The organism is Streptomyces sp. NPDC050732 (assembly GCF_040654255.1).
Taxonomy (GTDB): Bacteria; Actinomycetota; Actinomycetes; order Streptomycetales; family Streptomycetaceae; genus Streptomyces.
Map to the genome: position 1 here is coordinate 1 of NZ_JBFAHP010000014.1, position 18,799 is coordinate 18,799.

An 18,799-nucleotide genomic window follows, 5' to 3' on the forward strand; every position below is an offset into this window, starting at 1 on the left:
AGATCTGGAAGCCCGGTAACGGGTGGAGGTGACTGGTACTAATAGGCCGAGGGCTTGTCCTCAGTTGCTCGCGTCCACTGTGTTGGTTCTGAAACCACGAACAACCCCGTACAGGTCACGTACGGTGCGGTTGTCAGTTTCATAGTGTTTCGGTGGTCATAGCGTGAGGGAAACGCCCGGTTACATTCCGAACCCGGAAGCTAAGCCTCATAGCGCCGATGGTACTGCAGGGGGGACCCTGTGGGAGAGTAGGACGCCGCCGAACTCCTTTTGATAAGAGCTGGTCCCGGAACTTCGGTTCAGGGACCAGCTCTTTTTTGTTTCGCGTTACTTGCCGTTCACGTTGCGCAGCCAACCTCCGTAGGCATGGGGACAGTTGGAATGTTGCGCGCCGCGGGTGTCGGTACCGGCGACGAGGTCATCGTGCCGGCCTACGGGAACGCCGAGGTCGCCGAGGACGTGATCCTCGCCGGAGCGATGCCCGTCTTCGCTGACATAGAGCCGACCACGTACTGCCTCGACCCCGATGCCGTCGCCGCCGTGGTGACCCCGCGTACGGCCGCCGTGGTCGTCGTGCACCGCTTCGGCAACCGAGCCGACCTGCGGCGGCTGCGAGAGCTCGGGCAGCGGCAGGGGCTCCTCGTCCTGGAGCGGCAGGAGCAGGGCGAGTCGGAGACCCCGCACGACGGGCTGGAGCTTCGGCGTGCGCACGCCGCGTACCTCAGCGGGCGGCTCAGCGGAGTCGTGACACCCGACGAAGGCGAAGGGCACAGCTTCCAGGAGTACGTCGTGCGCGTGCCCGGGAACGGGCGGCCCGACCGTGACGCCTTCGCGCGTGCCGTCCGCGCCAAGGGCATCGACTGCCGGGTGCCGGTGAAGACGCCCGTGCACCGCACGCCGCGGTTCTGGCGGGACATACAGCTGCCGGAGACCGAGCGGGCCGCCGACGAGACACTGGCGCTGCCGGCCGGTGCGTCGATGACGCGGCGCGACCTCCAGCGCGTCGTGTCCGCGTGCAACGCGCTCGGCGGGCTTCTGCAGCCGGCCTTCTGAACCCGCTGGAAACCCGCTAGGAAGCCGACCGGGTGTGGGACTTGAAGAATTTCCACATCAGGTCCGTCGCGTTGACGCCCGCCGTCGGGTCCGACATTCCGCCGCCCGCGCCGTCCGGCCAGGAGTGGCCCATGTCGGGCAGCCGGTAGACGACCACATCCGAGCCGTCACGGCACTTCGCTGTCGTCTTTTTGATTCTGTTCTTCAGTTTGCCGGGGCGGCCCGGCTTGCAGGACAGGCGTCGCTGCCAGGTCTTGATGCCCTCGTCCATCGCCGCATAGTGCTTGTCGAGGCCGCCCAGGAACGTGAGCACCGATACCGGCGTCTTCGGCATGTACGAGGCGTCTTCCGCGGCGGTGCCGAGATATCCGCCGCTGACCGGGGCGATGGCCGCGAAGGTGTCGGGGAGTTCGACGGCGAGTTTGTACGCCATGTCGCCGCCGTTGGAGATGCCGGTGGCGTAGACGCGGTCCGGGTCGGCGTTCCACGTGCCGGTCAGCCGCTGCGTCATCGTACGAATGAAACCCACGTCGTCCTCTGAGCCGCAGCAGATCATCGCGTTGAAGCCTTTGTTGAGCCCGTCGGGATAGGCGACGAGGAAGTTCTCCCTGTCCGCTTCGGCGCTCAGCCCGCTGATCGCGGCCGCGGCTCTGCCGTCGCCCGGGTAAGGGTGCATGGCGATGACGAGCGGGAGCTTCTCCGTGCGTTTGAAGCCGGGTGGTGCGTGGACGGTATAGACGCGCTTCTCGCCTTTCCAGGAGAGCGTGACCTTCTGGGTGCCGGGGCGCGGGGTTTCCGCGGCGCTCGGCTTCTTGCTGGCCTTCGGGCCCGGGGCGTTGTCGTCGTCGGACCCGCAGGCCGCGAGTGGCAGGAGCAGGGCGGCGAGGGCCATGGGCACGGCGTGCCGCAAAGGGGTACCGGTTCGGGTCGGCATGCGCGCAGAGTGGCAGCGCGGGGAAGGGCGGTCCAGAGGAAGGGGCGGTTCGAGGCGGCTTCGATTTCAGGTATGATCTATTCCGTTGCCGCGGGGAAAACCCCGGAGCGCAGCAGGCCCCTATAGCTCAGTCGGTAGAGCGTCTCCATGGTAAGGAGAAGGTCAGCGGTTCGATTCCGCTTGGGGGCTCAAGTCATGAAGGCCTCCGCCCAGTTGGGCGGAGGCCTTCGTCATGTCCGGGGCACCCCGTGGTGCCCCGGCGCGCTCAGTCCTTCTGGAGGCCGGGGACGCGCATCGCGAGGATCGCCATGTCGTCCGAGGGAGCGTCCGTCGCGAAGCGCTCCACCGCGCGCATGATGCGCGCCGCGACCGCGCCCGCCGTCAGGCCCGTGCAGGTCGTGAGGACCTCCGCCAGACCGTCGTCGCCCAGCATGCGGGTGCCCTCGCGGCGCTCGGTGACGCCGTCCGTCACGCAGAGCAGGACGTCGCCCGGGTCGAGCGTCATCGTCTGCTCGTACAGTTCCAGGTCGTCCATGACGCCGAGCAGGGGCTGCGGTTCCGCGTACGGCTCGACGGTGCCGTCCTGGCGGAGGCGGAGCGGCAGCGGATGGCCGGCGCAGACGATCTTCAGGACCGCCGAACCGTCCTCCTGGGGCCACAACTCGCCGTAGAGGAGGGTGAGGAAGCGGCTGCGGGAGCCCTCGTCGAGGATCGCGGCGTTGAGGCGCTCCAGGACCGCGGGCCCGCCGAAACCCTCGCGGGCGAGCAGGCGCAGGGCGTGCCGGGCGAGACCCGTGACGGCCGCGGCCTCCGGGCCCGTGCCGCAGACGTCGCCGATCGCGAAGCCGTACGCGCCGTCGCGGATGGGGAAGAGGTCGTAGAAGTCACCGCCGACTTCATTGCCCTCGCCGGCCGCGCGGTAGATGACCTCGACCTCGACGCCCGGGATCTGCGGGAGTCCCGGCGGCAGCAGGCTGCGCTGGAGGGACTGGCTGATGGCCATGCGCTCGGAGTAGAGGCGGGCGTTGTCGAGGGCGAGGGCCGCCCGGCGGGAGAGATCTTCGGCCAATTCCAGGATCTCTTGGCGGAAGTGTTCGTCGGCGGGCTTACCCAGGGTGAGCATGCCGATGACGCGGTTGCGGGCGACCAGCGGGAGGACCACCGTCTCGCCGCCCACCGCCGATGCGGTGGAGAGCGTCGTCCCGATGCCCGAGCCCAGGGTCATCGGCTCGCCCAGGCCCACGCTGCGCATGGAGGTGCGCAGGGCCGCCTGGTGCGCCGCTTCGGAGGGGGCCGCCCAGACACGGGCGCCCGGGGTCGGCACCGGGTCCGGCGGGGAGATCTTGGAGAGCAGGGCCTTGAGGCCGTCGATGCGCTCCTCGTCCTCGTGCAGGACGTACGACAGATAGGGCTCGGCCGACTGGTCCGCGATCGTGTAGACGGCGCACCAGGTGGCGAGCGTCGGGACCGTCATCTGTGCCATGAGGGCCAGGGTCTGGTCGCGGTCGAGGGTGCCGGCGAGGAGGTCGGAGGCCTCGACGAGGAAGGAGAGCGAACCGCGGCGGAGCCGCTCCAGTTCGCCGAGGCGTGCGGACTCCACGGCCAGGGCGATGCGGTCGGCGGCGAACTGGAGGCGCAGGGCCTCCTCGTTCGAGTACCGGCCGGAGGCTTCGGCGGCGACGCCCAGGGAACCGGTGAGGCGGCCCTCCACCTTCAGCGGGACGGTGACGACGGAGCGCATGCCCGTGCCTTCGAGGAGGGGGACCGCTCCCGGCACCACCGTCAGGTCCTCGTGGACGGCCGGCATCCGGGCGGAGCCGTAGCGTCCGGGGGCCGACTCGACCTGGACGCGGGCGAAGCGCTGGCGGGCCGACGGCAGGCCCGTGGAGGCACGGACCTCCAGCTCCGTCTCGTCGTCGGTGGCGAGGAGCAGGAAGGCCGCGTCGCCGTCGAGCATGTCGCGGGCGCGCTCCACGGTGCGCTGGAGCAGTCCGTCGAGGTCGTCCGGGGCCGGGGAGCCGATGAACACCTCGAAGGGGTCCGCGGTGTGCGACTCGCTGCGGGCGCCCGGCTCCGGGGCGGCGCCGCGCAGCGGGGTCTGGAGCACGGCGCGCTCGTCGTCGCGCACGAGCAGGCAGACCGTGGAGGGTTCGCCGTCGGCGTCGCGGACGCGCAGGTGCGAGGCGTAGACGGGGATGACGCGGCCGTGGGCGCCGCGGACGCCGTAGCTGCCCTCCCAGCGGGAGAGGCGCAGCGCCTCGGCGATGCCGGTGCTGGTGCCCGGGGTGTGCGGCCAGGCCGCGAGGTCCATGAGCGGCTTGCCCATGACCTGCTCGGCGACGTACCCGAAGAGGTCCTCCGCGTCCTCGTTCCAGGCGGAGATGGCGCCGAGGCGGTCGATCTGGATGACGGCGACGCGGACCCTGCCGTCGGCGATGGGCAGCAGGTCGGCCGGGAGCGAGGGGCCGGCGGTGCGGGTGCCCACGGGGCGGTGCGGCAGGTCGAGCTGGAACCAGACCTGCTTGTGGGTGGGGCTGTAGTCGACGCCCCAGCGGGTGGCCAGCGCGGCGCAGAGCTGGAGGCCGCGGCCGCCCTCGCGGTCCGGGCTGCCCATGTTGACCGGGGACTGCTGGAGCGGGATCTCGCGTTCCGGATAGCGGTCGGAGACCTCGATGCGGACGGCGTCCTCGCTGCGCAGACACTCGACGTCGGCGGCGGTGCCGGCGTGCACCACGGCGTTGGTGACCAGCTCGCTGGTGAGGACGACCGCGTCGTCGACGATGTCGGAGAACCCCCAGCCCTGGAGGGTGTCGCGCACGAAGGAGCGGGCCGTCGCGACGGAACGCCCGACGGGTTCGAAGGTGGCAGCCGCACGCGCGGTGATCACAGCACTCCTCGTACGAGTATCGACGGCGTCGACAGTGGCGACTGTCTCGACGCCCAGTTCTCCCGAACCCATGGTGCGGCCGCCCCTCCGATGCCCGCTTGTTTCGTGTACCACCGCCCTGGCCGGGCAGGACCGGGGTGGTTGGACAGCCGGATGCAAGGTTACTTACCTTCGCCGTCCATGCTGATGCCGGTCGTCAGTGTTTCCGCCCGGAGGGTGTGCGGACGGTGTGCGAAGCTGCCGAACTGTTATGGCCTGGTTCGGCCATGGTGAAACACTGGGCAAGCTTCATGGGACAGGTCAGAAGAACCCGAGCAGTACCGGTCGACCCTTGCGGGAGGGACACAGTGGAGTCTGGCGCAGCGACGCGGGGCACTAAGACGCGCGCGAAAGACGGACAGTCCCTGAACAAACAGCGCAAACCGCGCAACGGGACGACGGCTTCCGTGGACGCTGCGGCTCTGAACAGGCTGCTCGCGGCCCTGGTGGCGATGCGGGACGGCAACTTCCGCAAGCGGCTCACGGTCTCCGGCGACGACGTCATGTCGGAGATCGCGGCCGTTTTCAACGAGGTGGCCGACCGGAATCTGCACCTGACCGGCGAGCTGTCGAGGGTGCGGCGCACGGTCGGACGTGAGGGAAAACTCACGGAACGGCTTGAGACGGGAGCGAGCGAGGGCTCCTGGGCCGCCGCGATCGACGCGTCGAACGCGCTCGTCGACGATCTCGTACGACCGGTCTCCGAGGTCGGCCGCGTCCTCTCCGCGGTGGCGGAGGGCGACCTGGAACAGCGCATGGAGCTGCGGGCGCAGGGAGCCGACGGAAACGGGCATCCGCTGCGCGGGGAGTTCCTGAAGGTCGGGCGGACGGTGAACAACCTCGTCGACCAGCTCTCCACGTTCACGGACGAGGTCACGCGGGTGGCCAGCGAGGTCGGCACCGAGGGCAAGCTCGGCGGGCAGGCCAGGGTGCGCGGGATGTCCGGGTCGTGGAAGGACCTCACGGACTCCGTGAACACCATGGCGTACCGGCTGACCGCCCAGGTGCGGGACATCGCGCTGGTGACGACGGCGGTGGCGAAGGGCGACCTGTCGCGGAAGGTCACCGTCCATGTCGCGGGCGAGATGTTGGAGCTGAAGAACACCGTCAACACGATGGTGGACCAGCTCTCGTCGTTCTCCTCCGAAGTGACGCGCGTCGCCCGGGAGGTCGGCACGGAGGGCGAGCTCGGCGGCCAGGCGCAGGTGCCGGGTGTGGCGGGTGTGTGGAAGGATCTCACCGACTCGGTGAACCTGATGGCCGGCAACCTCACCGCCCAGGTGCGCGGGATCGCCGAGGTCACCACGGCGGTCGCGAGCGGTGACCTGTCCCGGAAGGTGACGGTCAGCGCGCGCGGCGAGGTCGCCCAGCTCGCCGAGACGATCAACCAGATGACCGAGACGCTGCGTACGTTCGCGGACGAGATCACCCGGGTGGCGAACGAGGTCGGGGCCGAGGGACAGCTCGGCGGTCAGGCCAATGTGCCGGGCGCGGCGGGAACGTGGAAGGATCTGACCGATTCGGTCAACACGGTCTTCCGCAACCTCACCACGCAGGTGCGGGACATCGCGACGGTGACGACGGCGGTCGCCAACGGTGATCTGTCGCAGAAGGTCACCGTCGATGTCGCGGGCGAGATGCTTGAGCTGAAGAACACCGTGAACACGATGGTGGACCAGCTCTCGGCCTTCGGTTCCGAAGTGACGCGGGTGGCGCGGGAGATCGGTGTCGAGGGTGAGCTCGGCGGGCAGGCGCAGGTGCAGGGCGCGGCCGGTACGTGGAAGGACCTCACCGACTCGGTGAACACCGCCTTCCGCAACCTCACCGGTCAGGTCCGGAACATCGCCCAGGTGACGACGGCGGTCGCGAACGGCGACCTGTCGCAGAAGGTCACGGTGGACGTCTCCGGAGAGATGCTCCAGCTGAAGAACACCGTGAACACGATGGTCGACCAGCTGTCGTCCTTCGCCGACCAGGTCACGCGGATGGCGCGCGACGTGGGCACCGAGGGGCGGCTCGGCGGCCAGGCCCGGGTGGACGGCGTGAGCGGTACGTGGAAGGACCTCACGGACTCCGTCAACTTCATGGCGGGGAACCTGACGTCGCAGGTGCGTCAGATCGCGCAGGTGACGACGGCCGTGGCGCGCGGTGACCTCTCGCAGAAGATCGAGGTCGACGCGCGCGGCGAGATCCTGGAGCTGAAGAACACCATCAACACGATGGTCGACCAGCTGTCCGCCTTCGCGGACCAGGTGACGCGGGTGGCCCGCGAGGTGGGCACCGAGGGGCGTCTCGGCGGTCAGGCGCAGGTGCCCGGCGTGGCCGGTGTGTGGCGTGATCTGACGGACTCCGTGAACGGCATGGCCGGGAACCTCACGGCGCAGGTGCGCAACATCGCGCAGGTCGCGACGGCGGTGGCCCGCGGTGACCTGTCGCAGAAGATCGACGTGGACGCGCGCGGCGAGATCCTTGAGCTGAAGAACACCCTGAACACGATGGTGGACCAGCTGTCCGCCTTCGCCGAGCAGGTCACGCGGGTCTCCCGCGAGGTGGGCACCGACGGCATCCTGGGCGGGCAGGCCGAGGTCCAGGGCGTCTCCGGCACCTGGAAGGACCTCACGCAGTCTGTGAACGGCATGGCGAACAACCTCACCCTGCAGGTGCGGAACATCGCCGAGGTCACGACGGCCGTCGCCATGGGCGACCTCTCCAAGAAGATCACCGTCGACGCGAAGGGCGAGATCCTCGAACTCGTCACGACCGTCAACACGATGGTCGACCAGCTGTCGTCGTTCGCGGAGCAGGTCACGCGCGTGGCCCGCGAGGTGGGCACGGAGGGCCAGCTGGGCGGCCAGGCGCGCGTGCCGGGTGTCACGGGCATCTGGAAGGACCTGAGCGACAACGTCAACCTGATGGCCAACAACCTGACCAGCCAGGTGCGGAACATCTCCCAGGTCTCGGCGGCGGTCGCCAACGGCGACCTCACCAAGAAGGTGACGGTCGAGGCGCGCGGCGAGGTCGCGCAGCTCGCCGACACGGTGAACACCATGGTGACGACGCTGAGTTCGTTCGCCGACGAGGTCACGCGCGTGGCCCGCGAGGTGGGCACGGACGGCATCCTGGGCGGCCAGGCGCGCGTGCCGGGCGTCTCCGGTACGTGGAAGGACCTCACCGAGTCCGTGAACTCGATGGCGTCCAACCTGACCGGCCAGGTCCGCAACATCGCGATGGTCACCACGGCGATCGCCAAGGGTGACCTGACCAAGAAGATCGACATTGATGCCCGGGGCGAGATCCTGGAGCTCAAGACCACCATCAACACGATGGTCGACCAGCTGTCGTCCTTCGCCGAGCAGGTGACCCGGGTGGCCCGCGAGGTGGGCACCGAGGGCCAGCTGGGCGGTCAGGCGCGCGTGCGGGACGTCGACGGCACGTGGCGCGACCTCACCGAGTCCGTGAACGAGATGGCCGGAAACCTGACCCGTCAGGTGCGCGCCATCGCGAAGGTCGCCACCGCGGTGACGCGCGGTGACCTCAACCTGAAGATCGAGGTCGACGCGGCGGGCGAGATCCAGGCCCTCCAGGACAACATCAACACGATGATCGCGAACCTCCGCGACACGACCCTGGCCAACAAGGAGCAGGACTGGCTCAAGGGCAACCTCGCGCGGATCTCCGGCCTGATGCAGGGCCGCAGGGACCTGGAGGACGTCGCCTCGCTGATCATGAGTGAGCTGACGCCGGTCGTCTCCGCGCAGCACGGCGCGTTCTTCCTCGCGATGCCGACGGACGACGCCCAGGATCTCGGGGGCGACCAGGAGGACGCGTACGAACTGCGCATGCTGGGCAGTTACGGCTACTCCATGGGGTCCATGCCGACGTCCTTCCGGCCCGGCGAGACGCTCATCGGGACGGCCGCCAAGGAGCGGCGCACCATCCTCGTGGAGAACGCGCCCTCCGGCTATCTGCGGATCGCGTCCGGCCTCGGTGAGGCGCCGCCCGCGCAGGTCATCGTGTTGCCGGTGCTCTTCGAAGGGACCGTGCTCGGCGTGATCGAGCTGGCGGCCTTCCAGCCCTTCACGCAGATCCAGAAGGACTTCCTCAGCCAGATCGCCGAGATGATCGCGACGAGCGTCAACACGATCAGCGTCAATACGAAGACCGAGGTGCTGCTCAAGCAGTCGCAGAAGCTGACCGAGCAACTGCGGGAGCGGTCGGCTGAGTTGGAGAACCGCCAGAAGGCGCTCCAGGACTCGAACGCGGAGCTGGAGGAGAAGGCCGAGCTGCTAGCCCAGCAGAACCGCGACATCGAGGTCAAGAACACCGAGATCGAAGAGGCCAGGCAGGTCCTGGAGGAGCGCGCCGAACAACTCGCGGTCTCGATGCGCTACAAGTCCGAGTTCCTCGCGAACATGTCGCACGAGCTGCGCACGCCGCTCAACTCCCTGTTGATCCTGGCCAAGTTGCTCGCGGACAACGCCGACGCGAACCTCACCCCGAAGCAGGTCGAGTTCGCCGAGACGATCCACGGGGCGGGCTCGGACCTGCTGCAGCTGATCAACGACATCCTCGACCTGTCGAAGGTCGAGGCGGGCAAGATGGACGTCTCCCCGACGCGCATCGCACTCGTCCAACTCGTCGACTACGTAGAGGCCACTTTCCGGCCCCTGACCGCCGAGAAGGGCCTCGACTTCTCCGTACGGGTGTCTCCGGAGCTGCCCGCGACGCTGCACACGGACGAACAGCGCCTGCTGCAGGTGCTGCGCAACCTCCTGTCCAACGCGGTGAAGTTCACCGACTCCGGAGCGGTCGAGCTGGTGATCCGGCACGCCAGCAACGACGTGCCCAACGCGATCCGCGAACAGCTCCTTGAGGCCGGCTCGCTGCGCGACGCCGACGCCGATCTGATCGCCTTCTCGGTGACGGACACCGGCATCGGCATCGCGGCCAGCAAGATGCGGGTCATCTTCGAGGCGTTCAAGCAGGCCGACGGGACGACCAGCAGGAAGTACGGCGGCACCGGCCTCGGGCTCTCCATCAGCCGCGAGATCGCCCGGCTGCTCGGCGGCGAGATCCACGCGCAGAGCGAGCCGGGCCGTGGCTCCACCTTCACGCTCTATTTGCCGCTGCACCCGAGCGAACTGCCGCCCCAGGGTTACGCCCAGCTGGCGCCCGCGCCGCAGTCGCGCGAGCTGCCCGCCCTGGAGGAGGCGCCCGCGGCCGAGGAGACGGAGCGGCAGGCCGCGCCCCCGGCGCACCGCGAGGAGCCCACGAGCCCCGCCGCGCTGTTCCGGAGGAGGCGTCGTGCCGCGCCCGTCCAGGAGCCCTCGTCCCTGCCGGGGCAGCCGGCCGCCGGCGCCCCGGAGGCGCAGCGCACGCCGGAGCCGTGGCCCAACGCCGGCCAGGAGACGCCTGTCGCGCCGCGGGCCGGCATCCAGTTCGGCGGCGAGAAGGTCCTGATCGTCGACGACGACATCCGCAACGTCTTCGCGCTCACCAGCGTCCTGGAGCAGCACGGCCTGGCGGTGCTGTACGCGGAGAACGGCCGTGAGGGCATCGAGGTGCTGGAACAGCACGACGACGTGACGGTCGTCCTGATGGACATCATGATGCCGGAGATGGACGGGTACGCGACGACGACGGCGATCCGCAGGATGCCGCAGTTCGCCGGGCTCCCGATCATCGCGCTCACCGCGAAGGCGATGAAGGGCGACCGGGAGAAGGCGATCGACTCCGGAGCTTCCGATTACGTCACGAAGCCGGTCGACCCGGATCATCTGTTGTCGGTGATGGAGCAGTGGATGCGCGCTCAGTGACCGAGAACCGGCGTCGTCACACGGAGTTGCTGACAGAGTGTGGCCGAGGTCGTGTAGAACCGCGGTATTCGGGGAACCTTCTGGTCTCCCACCGCGTTTCTGCTACGTGCACAGTGACATCGCGGTGACAGGGTGTGGCGACAGGCGGGGTGCGGCTACGATGACCGGCACAAGGACGGGCGGCGCAAGGGAGTCGTCCCCTGGGGCGGCGCCCGGTGTACCGCCGGGGCGAGGAGGGCGGGCCATGGTGCAGAAGGCCAAGATCCTCCTGGTCGATGACCGGCCGGAGAATCTGCTGGCGCTGGAGGCCATCCTCTCTGCGCTCGATCAGACACTGGTGCGGGCATCGTCCGGGGAGGAAGCGCTCAAAGCACTACTCACGGACGACTTCGCGGTCATTCTGCTGGACGTCCAGATGCCGGGAATGGACGGTTTCGAAACCGCGGCGCACATCAAGCGGCGGGAGCGGACCCGGGACATCCCGATCATCTTCCTCACCGCCATCAACCACGGGCCGCACCACACCTTCCGCGGCTATGCCGCCGGCGCGGTGGACTACATCTCCAAGCCGTTCGACCCGTGGGTGCTGCGCGCGAAGGTGTCGGTGTTCGTCGAGCTGTACATGAAGAACTGCCAACTGCGGGAGCAGGCGGCGCTGCTGCGGCTCCAGCTGGAGGGCGGCGGCAAGGCCGCGGCCGGGGACGCGAAGGAGCCCGCGGGTCTGCTCGCCGAGCTGTCGGCGCGGCTCGCCGCGGTCGAGGAGCAGGCCGAGGCGCTGTCCAAACAGCTCGACGACGAGTCGGCGGACGCGGCGGCGGTCGCCACCGCCGCCCATCTCGAACGCAAACTGACCGGTCTGCGGCGGGCTCTTGACGCCCTGGAGCCGGGCACCGGCAGCGGTGCCCCCTCGGTCCCCTCGCAGAACTGACGCGGCACGGAGCCTCACTGACGGGGTTTCGTGCCGCGCGCACCCGGTGAACCACCGTCAGTTCTCGGCCTCCGCAGGAACGACACGATCGGGTGAAGGTGGGGGTCCCCCCTGTTCGAGCGATGTCGAGAACTCGGGGGAGGGCACACGTGTCCACAGTGGTCGGCAACGGTAACCTCACACCCATGGCCTCACGTCAGCCCGCAGCCAAGAAGACGCCCGCGAAGAAGGCGGCCGCGCCGACAAAGGCTCCGGCGAAGAAGGCCGCTGCCAGACCGCCCGCGAAGAAAGCCGCGGCGAAGAAGGCGCCGGCGAAGAAGGCACCGGCCAAGAAGATCGCCGCGAAGCCCGCTCCCAGACCGGCGCCCAGCCCCACGGGGGGCGTGTACCGGCTCGTGCGCGCCGTCTGGCTCGGCCTGGCCCACGGGGTCGGCGCGATGTTCCGCGGCATAGGGCGCGGCGCCAAGGGCCTCGACCCCGCCCACCGCAAGGACGGCCTCGCGCTCCTGCTGCTCGGCCTGGCGCTGATCGTCGCCGCGGGCACCTGGTCGAACCTCCGCGGCCCGGTCGGCGACCTCGTGGAGGTCCTGGTGACCGGCGCCTTCGGCCGCCTCGACCTGCTCGTGCCGCTGCTGCTCGGCACCATCGCCGTCCGCCTCATCCGGCACCCGGAGAAGCCCGAGGCGAACGGCCGCATCGTGATCGGCCTGTCCGCCCTCGTCATCGGCGTGCTCGGCCAGGTCCACGTCGCCTGTGGCTCACCGGCCCGCAGCGACGGCATGCAGGCGATAAGGGACGCGGGCGGCCTCATCGGCTGGGGCGCCTCCACACCCCTGATCTTCACCATGGGCGAGATCCTCGCGGTGCCGCTCCTGGTGCTCCTCACCGTCTTCGGGCTGCTCGTCGTCACGGCGACGCCCGTCAACGCCATCCCGCAGCGGCTGCGGCTGCTCGGCGTCAGGCTCGGCCTGATCCAGCCGGCACCCGAGGCCGTGGAGGCCTACGAGTACGCGGACGACGAGCGCTACGAGGATCAGTGGCGCGAGGCGCTGCCCGCGCGCCCCTCGCGCCGACGCGGCCCGGCCCCCGACGCGTACGACCCCGACCAGGCCGAGGAGCAGGCGCTCTCCACCCGTCGCAGGCCGCGCCGGGCCCCCGTACAGCCGGACATGGACCGGCCGATGGACGCCGTGGACGTGGCCGCGGCCGCGGCGGCCGCCCTGGACGGTGCGGTGATGCACGGCATGCCGCCGTCGCCGCTGGTCGCCGATCTGACCCAGGGCGTGTCGGGGGAGCGGGAACAGCGCGAGGAGCGCGAGCACACGGCCCCTGTACCGACCGCGCGCACCACGGACGCCCCGGTGCCCGGCAAGCTCAAGAAGAAGCCTCAGAAGCCCGGTGACCGGGCCGACAGCGCCTCCGGAGCCGTGCCGGACCTCACCAAGGCTGCGCCCGAGCCCGACCGGGAGCTCCCGCCGCGCGCCGAGCAGCTGCAGCTCGCCGGGGACATCACCTACGCGCTTCCCTCGCTCGACCTCCTGGAGCGGGGTGGCCCGGGCAAGACCCGCAGCGCCGCCAACGACGCGGTCGTGCACTCGCTGACGAACGTCTTCACCGAGTTCAAGGTCGACGCGGCCGTCACCGGCTTCACCCGCGGCCCGACCGTCACACGCTACGAGATCGAGCTCGGCCCCGCCGTGAAGGTCGAGAAGATCACGGCGCTGGCCAAGAACATCGCGTACGCGGTCGCCTCCCCGGACGTCCGGATCATCTCGCCGATCCCCGGCAAGTCCGCGGTCGGCATCGAGATCCCGAACACCGACCGCGAGATGGTCAACGTCGGCGACGTGCTGCGCCTCGCGGACGCGGCCGAGGACGACCACCCCATGCTCGTCGCGCTCGGCAAGGACGTCGAGGGCGGCTACGTCATGGCGAACATGGCGAAGATGCCGCACATCCTGGTCGCCGGTGCCACCGGATCCGGCAAGTCGTCCTGCATCAACTGCCTGATCACGTCGATCATGATAAGAGCGACGCCCGAGGACGTCCGGATGGTCCTCGTCGACCCCAAGCGCGTCGAGCTCACCGCGTACGAGGGCATCCCGCACCTGATCACGCCGATCATCACCAACCCCAAGCGGGCCGCCGAGGCGCTCCAGTGGGTCGTACGCGAGATGGATCTGCGCTACGACGACCTCGCGGCGTTCGGCTACCGGCACATCGACGACTTCAACCAGGCCGTCCGCGAGGGCAAGCTCAAGACGCCCGAGGGCAGCGAGCGGGAGCTTCAGCCCTATCCGTACCTGCTGGTGATCGTCGACGAGCTCGCCGACCTGATGATGGTCGCGCCGCGCGACGTCGAGGACTCGATCGTGCGCATCACCCAGCTCGCGCGCGCGGCCGGCATCCACCTGGTGCTCGCCACCCAGCGCCCCTCCGTGGATGTCGTGACCGGCCTGATCAAGGCGAACGTGCCGTCGCGGCTCGCCTTCGCGACCTCCTCGCTCGCCGACAGCCGGGTCATCCTCGACCAGCCCGGCGCGGAGAAGCTCATCGGAAAGGGCGACGGCCTGTTCCTGCCGATGGGGGCGAACAAGCCCGTCCGTATGCAGGGCGCCTTCGTCACCGAGGACGAGATCCACGCGGTCGTGCAGCACTGCAAGGACCAGATGGCGCCCGTCTTCAGGGACGACGTCACCGTCGGCACCAAGCAGAAGAAGGAGATCGACGAGGACATCGGCGACGACCTCGATCTGCTGTGCCAGGCCGCTGAACTGGTGGTCTCCACCCAGTTCGGGTCCACGTCCATGCTGCAGCGCAAGCTGCGCGTCGGCTTCGCCAAGGCCGGCAGGCTGATGGACCTGATGGAGTCCCGCTCCATCGTCGGGCCCAGCGAGGGCTCCAAGGCGCGTGACGTTCTCGTGAAACCTGACGAACTGGACGGAGTGCTCGCCGTGATCCGCGGGGAGGCTCAGCCATAAGGGTGGGAGAGGCTCACCCATAAGGGATCGACAGGCAACCGTTTCCTCTCGACACACGTCAAGTTGAGGGAGAGAAGAGCACGATGTCCCACCATCAGGATGTCCGGCCATTCTGATGGCGTACAAAGTCCGTCCGTCCGGTTGCCCCACCCTTTCAAGACCCGCCTAAACTGAACCTCCGGCAGGTGGCTACACGCTCGAAAGGCGCCCCCGTGTCCATCGGTAACTCCCCTGAAGACGACCGACCTTCGGACGACCGCCTCGACCGCCCCGACCGCGTCGCGGACGGCCCTGACCATGCCGCGGACGCGATCCCGGCAGACGAGACCCGGACCGGCGAACAGCAGGCGGCCGAGCGCCCCTCGATCGGCCGGGTCCTCCAGCAGGCCCGTGTCGCCGCCGGCCAGACCGTCGACGAAGTCAGCTCCTCCACGCGCGTGCGCATCCCGATCGTGCACGCGATCGAACAGGACGACTTCACCCGGTGCGGCGGCGACGTGTACGCCCGCGGTCACATCAGGACACTGGCGCGCGCCGTCGGACTCGATCCGGCCCCGCTGATCGCGCAGTACGACGAGGGCCACGGCGGCCGTCCGCCCGCGCCCACGCCGGCGGCGCCCCTCTTCGAGGCCGAGCGCATCCGCTCCGAGCCGCGCAGGCCGAACTGGACCGCCGCCATGGTCGCCGCGATCGTCGCCGTGATCGGCTTCGTCGGTTTCACCGCGTTCAGCGGCGACGACGGCGACGACGGTTCGAAGGCGGTGGCCGAGGGCTCCACCCCCGCGAGCACCAAGCCCGCGGAGAAGCCGAAGCCCACCAAGCCCGCCGACCCCAAGCCCGACCCGTCGGACAGCGCCATCGCCGGTGTCCCGCGCGACAAGGTCACCGTCAAGGTCGACGCCGCGGACGGCCGCAGCTGGATCTCCGCCAAGGACCACAGCGGGCGCACCCTCTTCGACGGCGTCCTGGAGCAGGGCCAGGACAAGACGTTCCAGGACAAGCAGAAGATCGACCTCGTCCTCGGCGACGCGGGCGCCATCAACCTGTACGTGAACGGAAAGCCGGTCGAGAACGAATTCGAGCCCGGCACGGTGGAGCGCCTCACCTACACGAAGGGCGACCCCCAAGCCGGCTGACCGGCCTCCCGAAGGGCGCTGACCAGGCGCCGGACAGCCGTGCTGCACGGGGCACGGTGACGGTCGGGTGACGCGCCGGCGGCCGGGAGCGGACCGGCCGGTAACCCTCGCGGCCGGGGCCGAGGCGTGGACGAAGTAGTCTTGAGACCATGCCTGAACGCCGCACCGTCGCCCTTGTCACTCTTGGCTGCGCCCGTAACGAGGTGGACTCGGAGGAGCTCGCAGGCCGCTTGGAGGCGGACGGCTGGCAGCTCGTCGAGGACGCCGAGGACGCGGATGTCGCCGTCGTCAACACCTGCGGCTTCGTCGAAGCCGCCAAGAAGGACTCCGTCGACGCCCTCCTCGAAGCCAATGACCTGAAGGGTCACGGCAAGACCCAGGCCGTCGTCGCGGTCGGCTGCATGGCCGAGCGGTACGGCAAGGAGCTCGCCGACGCGCTGCCCGAAGCCGACGGCGTGCTCGGTTTCGACGACTACTCCGACATCTCCAACCGCCTCCAGACCATCCTCAGCGGCGGCAGTGTCGAGGCCCACACCCCGCGTGACCGGCGCAAGCTGCTGCCGATCAGCCCCGCCGAGCGCCAGGCCGCCGGAGCCGGGGTCGCCCTGCCCGGACACGCGCCCGCGGAGGCACCGCAGGATCTGCCCGAGGGCGTCGCGCCCGCGTCGGGGCCGCGCGCCCCGCTGCGCCGCCGTCTCGGCACCAACCCCGTCGCCTCCGTGAAGCTGGCCTCCGGCTGCGACCGGCGCTGCTCGTTCTGCGCCATCCCCTCCTTCCGCGGCTCCTTCATCTCGCGCCGCCCCTCCGACGTCCTCGGTGAGACCCGCTGGCTCGCCGAGCAGGGCGTCAAGGAGGTCATGCTCGTCTCCGAGAACAACACCTCGTACGGCAAGGACCTCGGCGACATCCGGCTCCTGGAGACGCTCCTGCCCGAGCTGGCCGCCGTCGACGGGATCGAGCGGGTGCGCGTCAGCTACCTGCAGCCCGCCGAGATGCGGCCCGGTCTCATCGACGTCCTCACGTCGACGGAGAAGGTCGCCCCCTACTTCGACCTGTCCTTCCAGCACTCCGCGCCCGGCGTGCTGCGCGCCATGCGCCGCTTCGGGGACACCGACCGCTTCCTGGAGCTCCTGGACACCATCAGGTCCAAGGCGCCGCAGGCCGGCGTGCGCTCCAACTTCATCGTGGGCTTCCCCGGCGAGAGCGAGTCGGACCTCGCGGAGCTTGAGCGGTTCCTGACCGGCGCACGCCTGGATGCCATCGGCGTCTTCGGCTACTCCGACGAGGAAGGCACCGAAGCGGCCACGTACGACCAGAAGCTCGACCAGGAGGTCGTCGACGCGCGGCTCGCGCACATCTCGCGGCTCGCCGAGGAGCTCACCTCGCAGCGCGCCGACGAGCGGCTCGGTGAGACCGTCGAGGTTCTTGTCGAGTCCCTCGACGAGGAGGAGGGTCCGCTCGGCAGAGCCGCGCACCAGGCCCCCGAGACGGACGGCCAGATCCGCCTGACGGGCGCCGCGGCCGATGACGGACTGCAGGTCGGCCGTATGGTCGTGGCAAAGGTCGTCGGCACGGAGGGCGTGGACTTGGTGGCTGAGTGTCTCGAGGAGGCCGGCAGATGACCGGAGTCCCGGCCTCCGCGGGCGGCTCCGGCGCACAGGGCGCTTCGGGCGCCAAGCCGGTGCGCGGCGGAAAGCTGGGCGCCGCGGCGGTCGATCAGGCCAGCCTGTGGAACGTCGCGAACCTGCTGACCATGGCGCGGCTGCTGCTCGTGCCCGGCTTCGTGATGCTGCTGCTCGGCAACGGCGGGTACGACCCGGCCTGGCGCTCGTTCGCCTGGGCCGCCTTCGCCGTCGCCATGATCACCGACCTCTTCGACGGCCACTTGGCGCGCACGTACAACCTGGTCACGGACTTCGGGAAGATCGCCGACCCCATCGCCGACAAGGCGATCATGGGCGCCGCGCTGATCTGTCTGTCCTGGCTCGGCGACCTGCCCTGGTGGGTGACGGGAGTGATTCTCGGGCGCGAGCTCGGGATCACGCTGCTGCGCTTCTGGGTGATCCGTTACGGGGTCATTCCGGCCAGCCGCGGCGGGAAGATGAAGACGCTGGCGCAGGGCACCGCCGTCGGGATGTACGTTCTCGCCCTGACAGGACCGCTCGCCAGCCTGCGGTTCTGGGTGATGGCGGTCGCCGTGGTGCTGACCGTGGTGACCGGTCTGGACTATGTGAAGCAGGCCGTCGTGCTGCGCAGGCAGGGCATGGCCGAGGCGCGTGCGGCGGCCGCGGAGTCCGCCCGGGAGGCCGCGAAGTGACGTCCCCCGGGGTCTCGGGCGCCGAGCTGTCGGCGCCGGCCGACGAGCGGCCGGCGAGCCGACTGGTGCGTCTCCTGGCCGCGCGCGGTGAGACGCTCGCCGTCGCCGAGTCGCTGACCGGGGGCCTGGTGGCCGCCGAGATCACCTCGGTGCCCGGGGCGTCGAAGGTCTTCCGGGGGTCCGTCACCGCGTACGCCACGGAGCTGAAGCGGAACGTGCTCGGGGTCGACGGCACTCTGCTGGACGAGCGCGGGGCGGTGGATCCCGAGGTCGCGCGGCAGATGGCGGACGGTGTCCGCGAGGTGCTCGGTGCGGACTGGGGACTGGCGACCACCGGGGTGGCCGGGCCCGAGCCGCAGGACGGACAGCCGGTCGGCACGGTGTTTGTGGCGGTTTCGGGGCCGGATCCCGCGGTTTCGAGGCCGGAAACCGTGGTTACCGAGTCAGAAGTCGAAAAGATGCGCGGTTACGCCGTTGGCGGAGGGCATGGGAAAGTTGCCGCCCTGCGGTTGAACGGTGACCGTTCGGAAATCCGTATGGAGAGTGTACGGAGCGTGCTCACGTTGCTTCTCCAGCAGCTATCCGGAGAACGTGCCGAGAATGGGCGGGCACAGGATACGGAACAGAACGGGGGGAATTGATGTTTGCAGCCCTGAGTGAACACGACATCGCTCCCCGCACGGCCGCCGCGCAAGGCGGTACGGTGGG

At 69.6% G+C, this 18,799-nt stretch carries 10 protein-coding genes, 1 tRNA gene and 1 rRNA gene; 10 read left to right on the forward strand and 2 right to left on the reverse strand.

What is annotated here, in order from left to right:
* Window positions 1–148 precede the first annotated feature (148 nt).
* Both rrf and AB0H82_RS14790 read left to right on the forward strand, forming a co-directional pair.
* A 5S ribosomal RNA gene (rrf, locus tag AB0H82_RS14785) occupies window positions 149–265 on the forward strand.
* Between the two features lie 116 nt (window positions 266–381).
* On the forward strand, window positions 382–1,053 hold the full coding sequence (locus AB0H82_RS14790) for a DegT/DnrJ/EryC1/StrS family aminotransferase (protein ID WP_362992785.1): 672 nt from the start codon (window positions 382–384) through the stop codon (window positions 1,051–1,053).
* Window positions 1,054–1,069: 16 nt separating this feature from the next.
* On the opposite strand, the gene AB0H82_RS14795 is transcribed toward AB0H82_RS14790, so the two are convergent.
* Window positions 1,070–1,987, reverse strand: coding sequence for a PHB depolymerase family esterase (locus tag AB0H82_RS14795; protein WP_362992542.1), 918 nt, complete (start codon window positions 1,985–1,987; stop codon window positions 1,070–1,072).
* Window positions 1,988–2,103: 116 nt separating this feature from the next.
* On the opposite strand from AB0H82_RS14795, the gene AB0H82_RS14800 reads away from it, so the two are divergent.
* A tRNA-Thr gene (locus AB0H82_RS14800) sits at window positions 2,104–2,176 on the forward strand.
* Between the two features lie 76 nt (window positions 2,177–2,252).
* Here the strand turns inward: AB0H82_RS14800 and AB0H82_RS14805 are convergent.
* Entirely contained in the window at window positions 2,253–4,874 is a 2,622-nt protein-coding gene (locus AB0H82_RS14805) for a SpoIIE family protein phosphatase (RefSeq protein WP_362992544.1), read from the reverse strand.
* Window positions 4,875–5,320: 446 nt separating this feature from the next.
* On the opposite strand from AB0H82_RS14805, the gene AB0H82_RS14810 reads away from it, so the two are divergent.
* From AB0H82_RS14810 to AB0H82_RS14840, 7 genes are all read left to right on the forward strand, one after another.
* Entirely contained in the window at window positions 5,321–10,729 is a 5,409-nt protein-coding gene (locus AB0H82_RS14810) for a HAMP domain-containing protein (protein WP_362992546.1), read from the forward strand.
* 244 nt (window positions 10,730–10,973) lie between these two features.
* Window positions 10,974–11,657, forward strand: a complete 684-nt coding sequence (locus tag AB0H82_RS14815) for a response regulator (protein WP_069886868.1) — start codon at window positions 10,974–10,976, stop codon at window positions 11,655–11,657.
* 185 nt (window positions 11,658–11,842) lie between these two features.
* Window positions 11,843–14,638 carry a DNA translocase FtsK gene (locus tag AB0H82_RS14820; protein ID WP_362992548.1) on the forward strand — a complete coding sequence of 932 codons (2,796 nt, stop codon included), beginning with the start codon at window positions 11,843–11,845 and terminating at the stop codon, window positions 14,636–14,638.
* Between the two features lie 212 nt (window positions 14,639–14,850).
* The gene (locus AB0H82_RS14825) at window positions 14,851–15,774 is read left to right on the forward strand and encodes a helix-turn-helix domain-containing protein (RefSeq protein ID WP_362992550.1); all 924 of its coding nucleotides are present in this window, start codon (window positions 14,851–14,853) and stop codon (window positions 15,772–15,774) included.
* 149 nt (window positions 15,775–15,923) lie between these two features.
* A complete protein-coding gene (rimO, locus tag AB0H82_RS14830; protein ID WP_362992552.1) occupies window positions 15,924–17,396 on the forward strand; it encodes a 30S ribosomal protein S12 methylthiotransferase RimO in 1,473 nt (490 codons plus the stop codon).
* Window positions 17,393–18,091, forward strand: a complete 699-nt coding sequence (gene pgsA, locus AB0H82_RS14835; RefSeq protein ID WP_362992554.1) for a CDP-diacylglycerol--glycerol-3-phosphate 3-phosphatidyltransferase — start codon at window positions 17,393–17,395, stop codon at window positions 18,089–18,091. The genes rimO and pgsA overlap by 4 nt, the downstream gene beginning before the upstream one ends.
* A 62-nt stretch (window positions 18,092–18,153) precedes the next feature.
* Window positions 18,154–18,732 (forward strand): CinA family protein, encoded by a 579-nt coding sequence (locus AB0H82_RS14840; protein WP_362992787.1) that lies wholly within the window; start codon window positions 18,154–18,156, stop codon window positions 18,730–18,732.
* Window positions 18,733–18,799: the final 67 nt, after the last annotated feature.

Excerpts from the sequence above, each read along its gene's own strand:
- pgsA (WP_362992554.1), top strand. The coding sequence starts at position 17,393 with ATGACCGGAGTCCCGGCCTCCGCGGGCGGCTCCGGCGCACAGGGCGCT.
- AB0H82_RS14815 (WP_069886868.1), top strand. The coding sequence starts at position 10,974 with ATGGTGCAGAAGGCCAAGATCCTCCTGGTCGATGACCGGCCGGAGAAT.
- AB0H82_RS14820 (WP_362992548.1), top strand. The coding sequence starts at position 11,843 with ATGGCCTCACGTCAGCCCGCAGCCAAGAAGACGCCCGCGAAGAAGGCG.
- AB0H82_RS14795 (WP_362992542.1), bottom strand. The coding sequence starts at position 1,987 with ATGCCGACCCGAACCGGTACCCCTTTGCGGCACGCCGTGCCCATGGCC.
- AB0H82_RS14790 (WP_362992785.1), top strand. The coding sequence starts at position 382 with ATGTTGCGCGCCGCGGGTGTCGGTACCGGCGACGAGGTCATCGTGCCG.
- rimO (WP_362992552.1), top strand. The coding sequence starts at position 15,924 with ATGCCTGAACGCCGCACCGTCGCCCTTGTCACTCTTGGCTGCGCCCGT.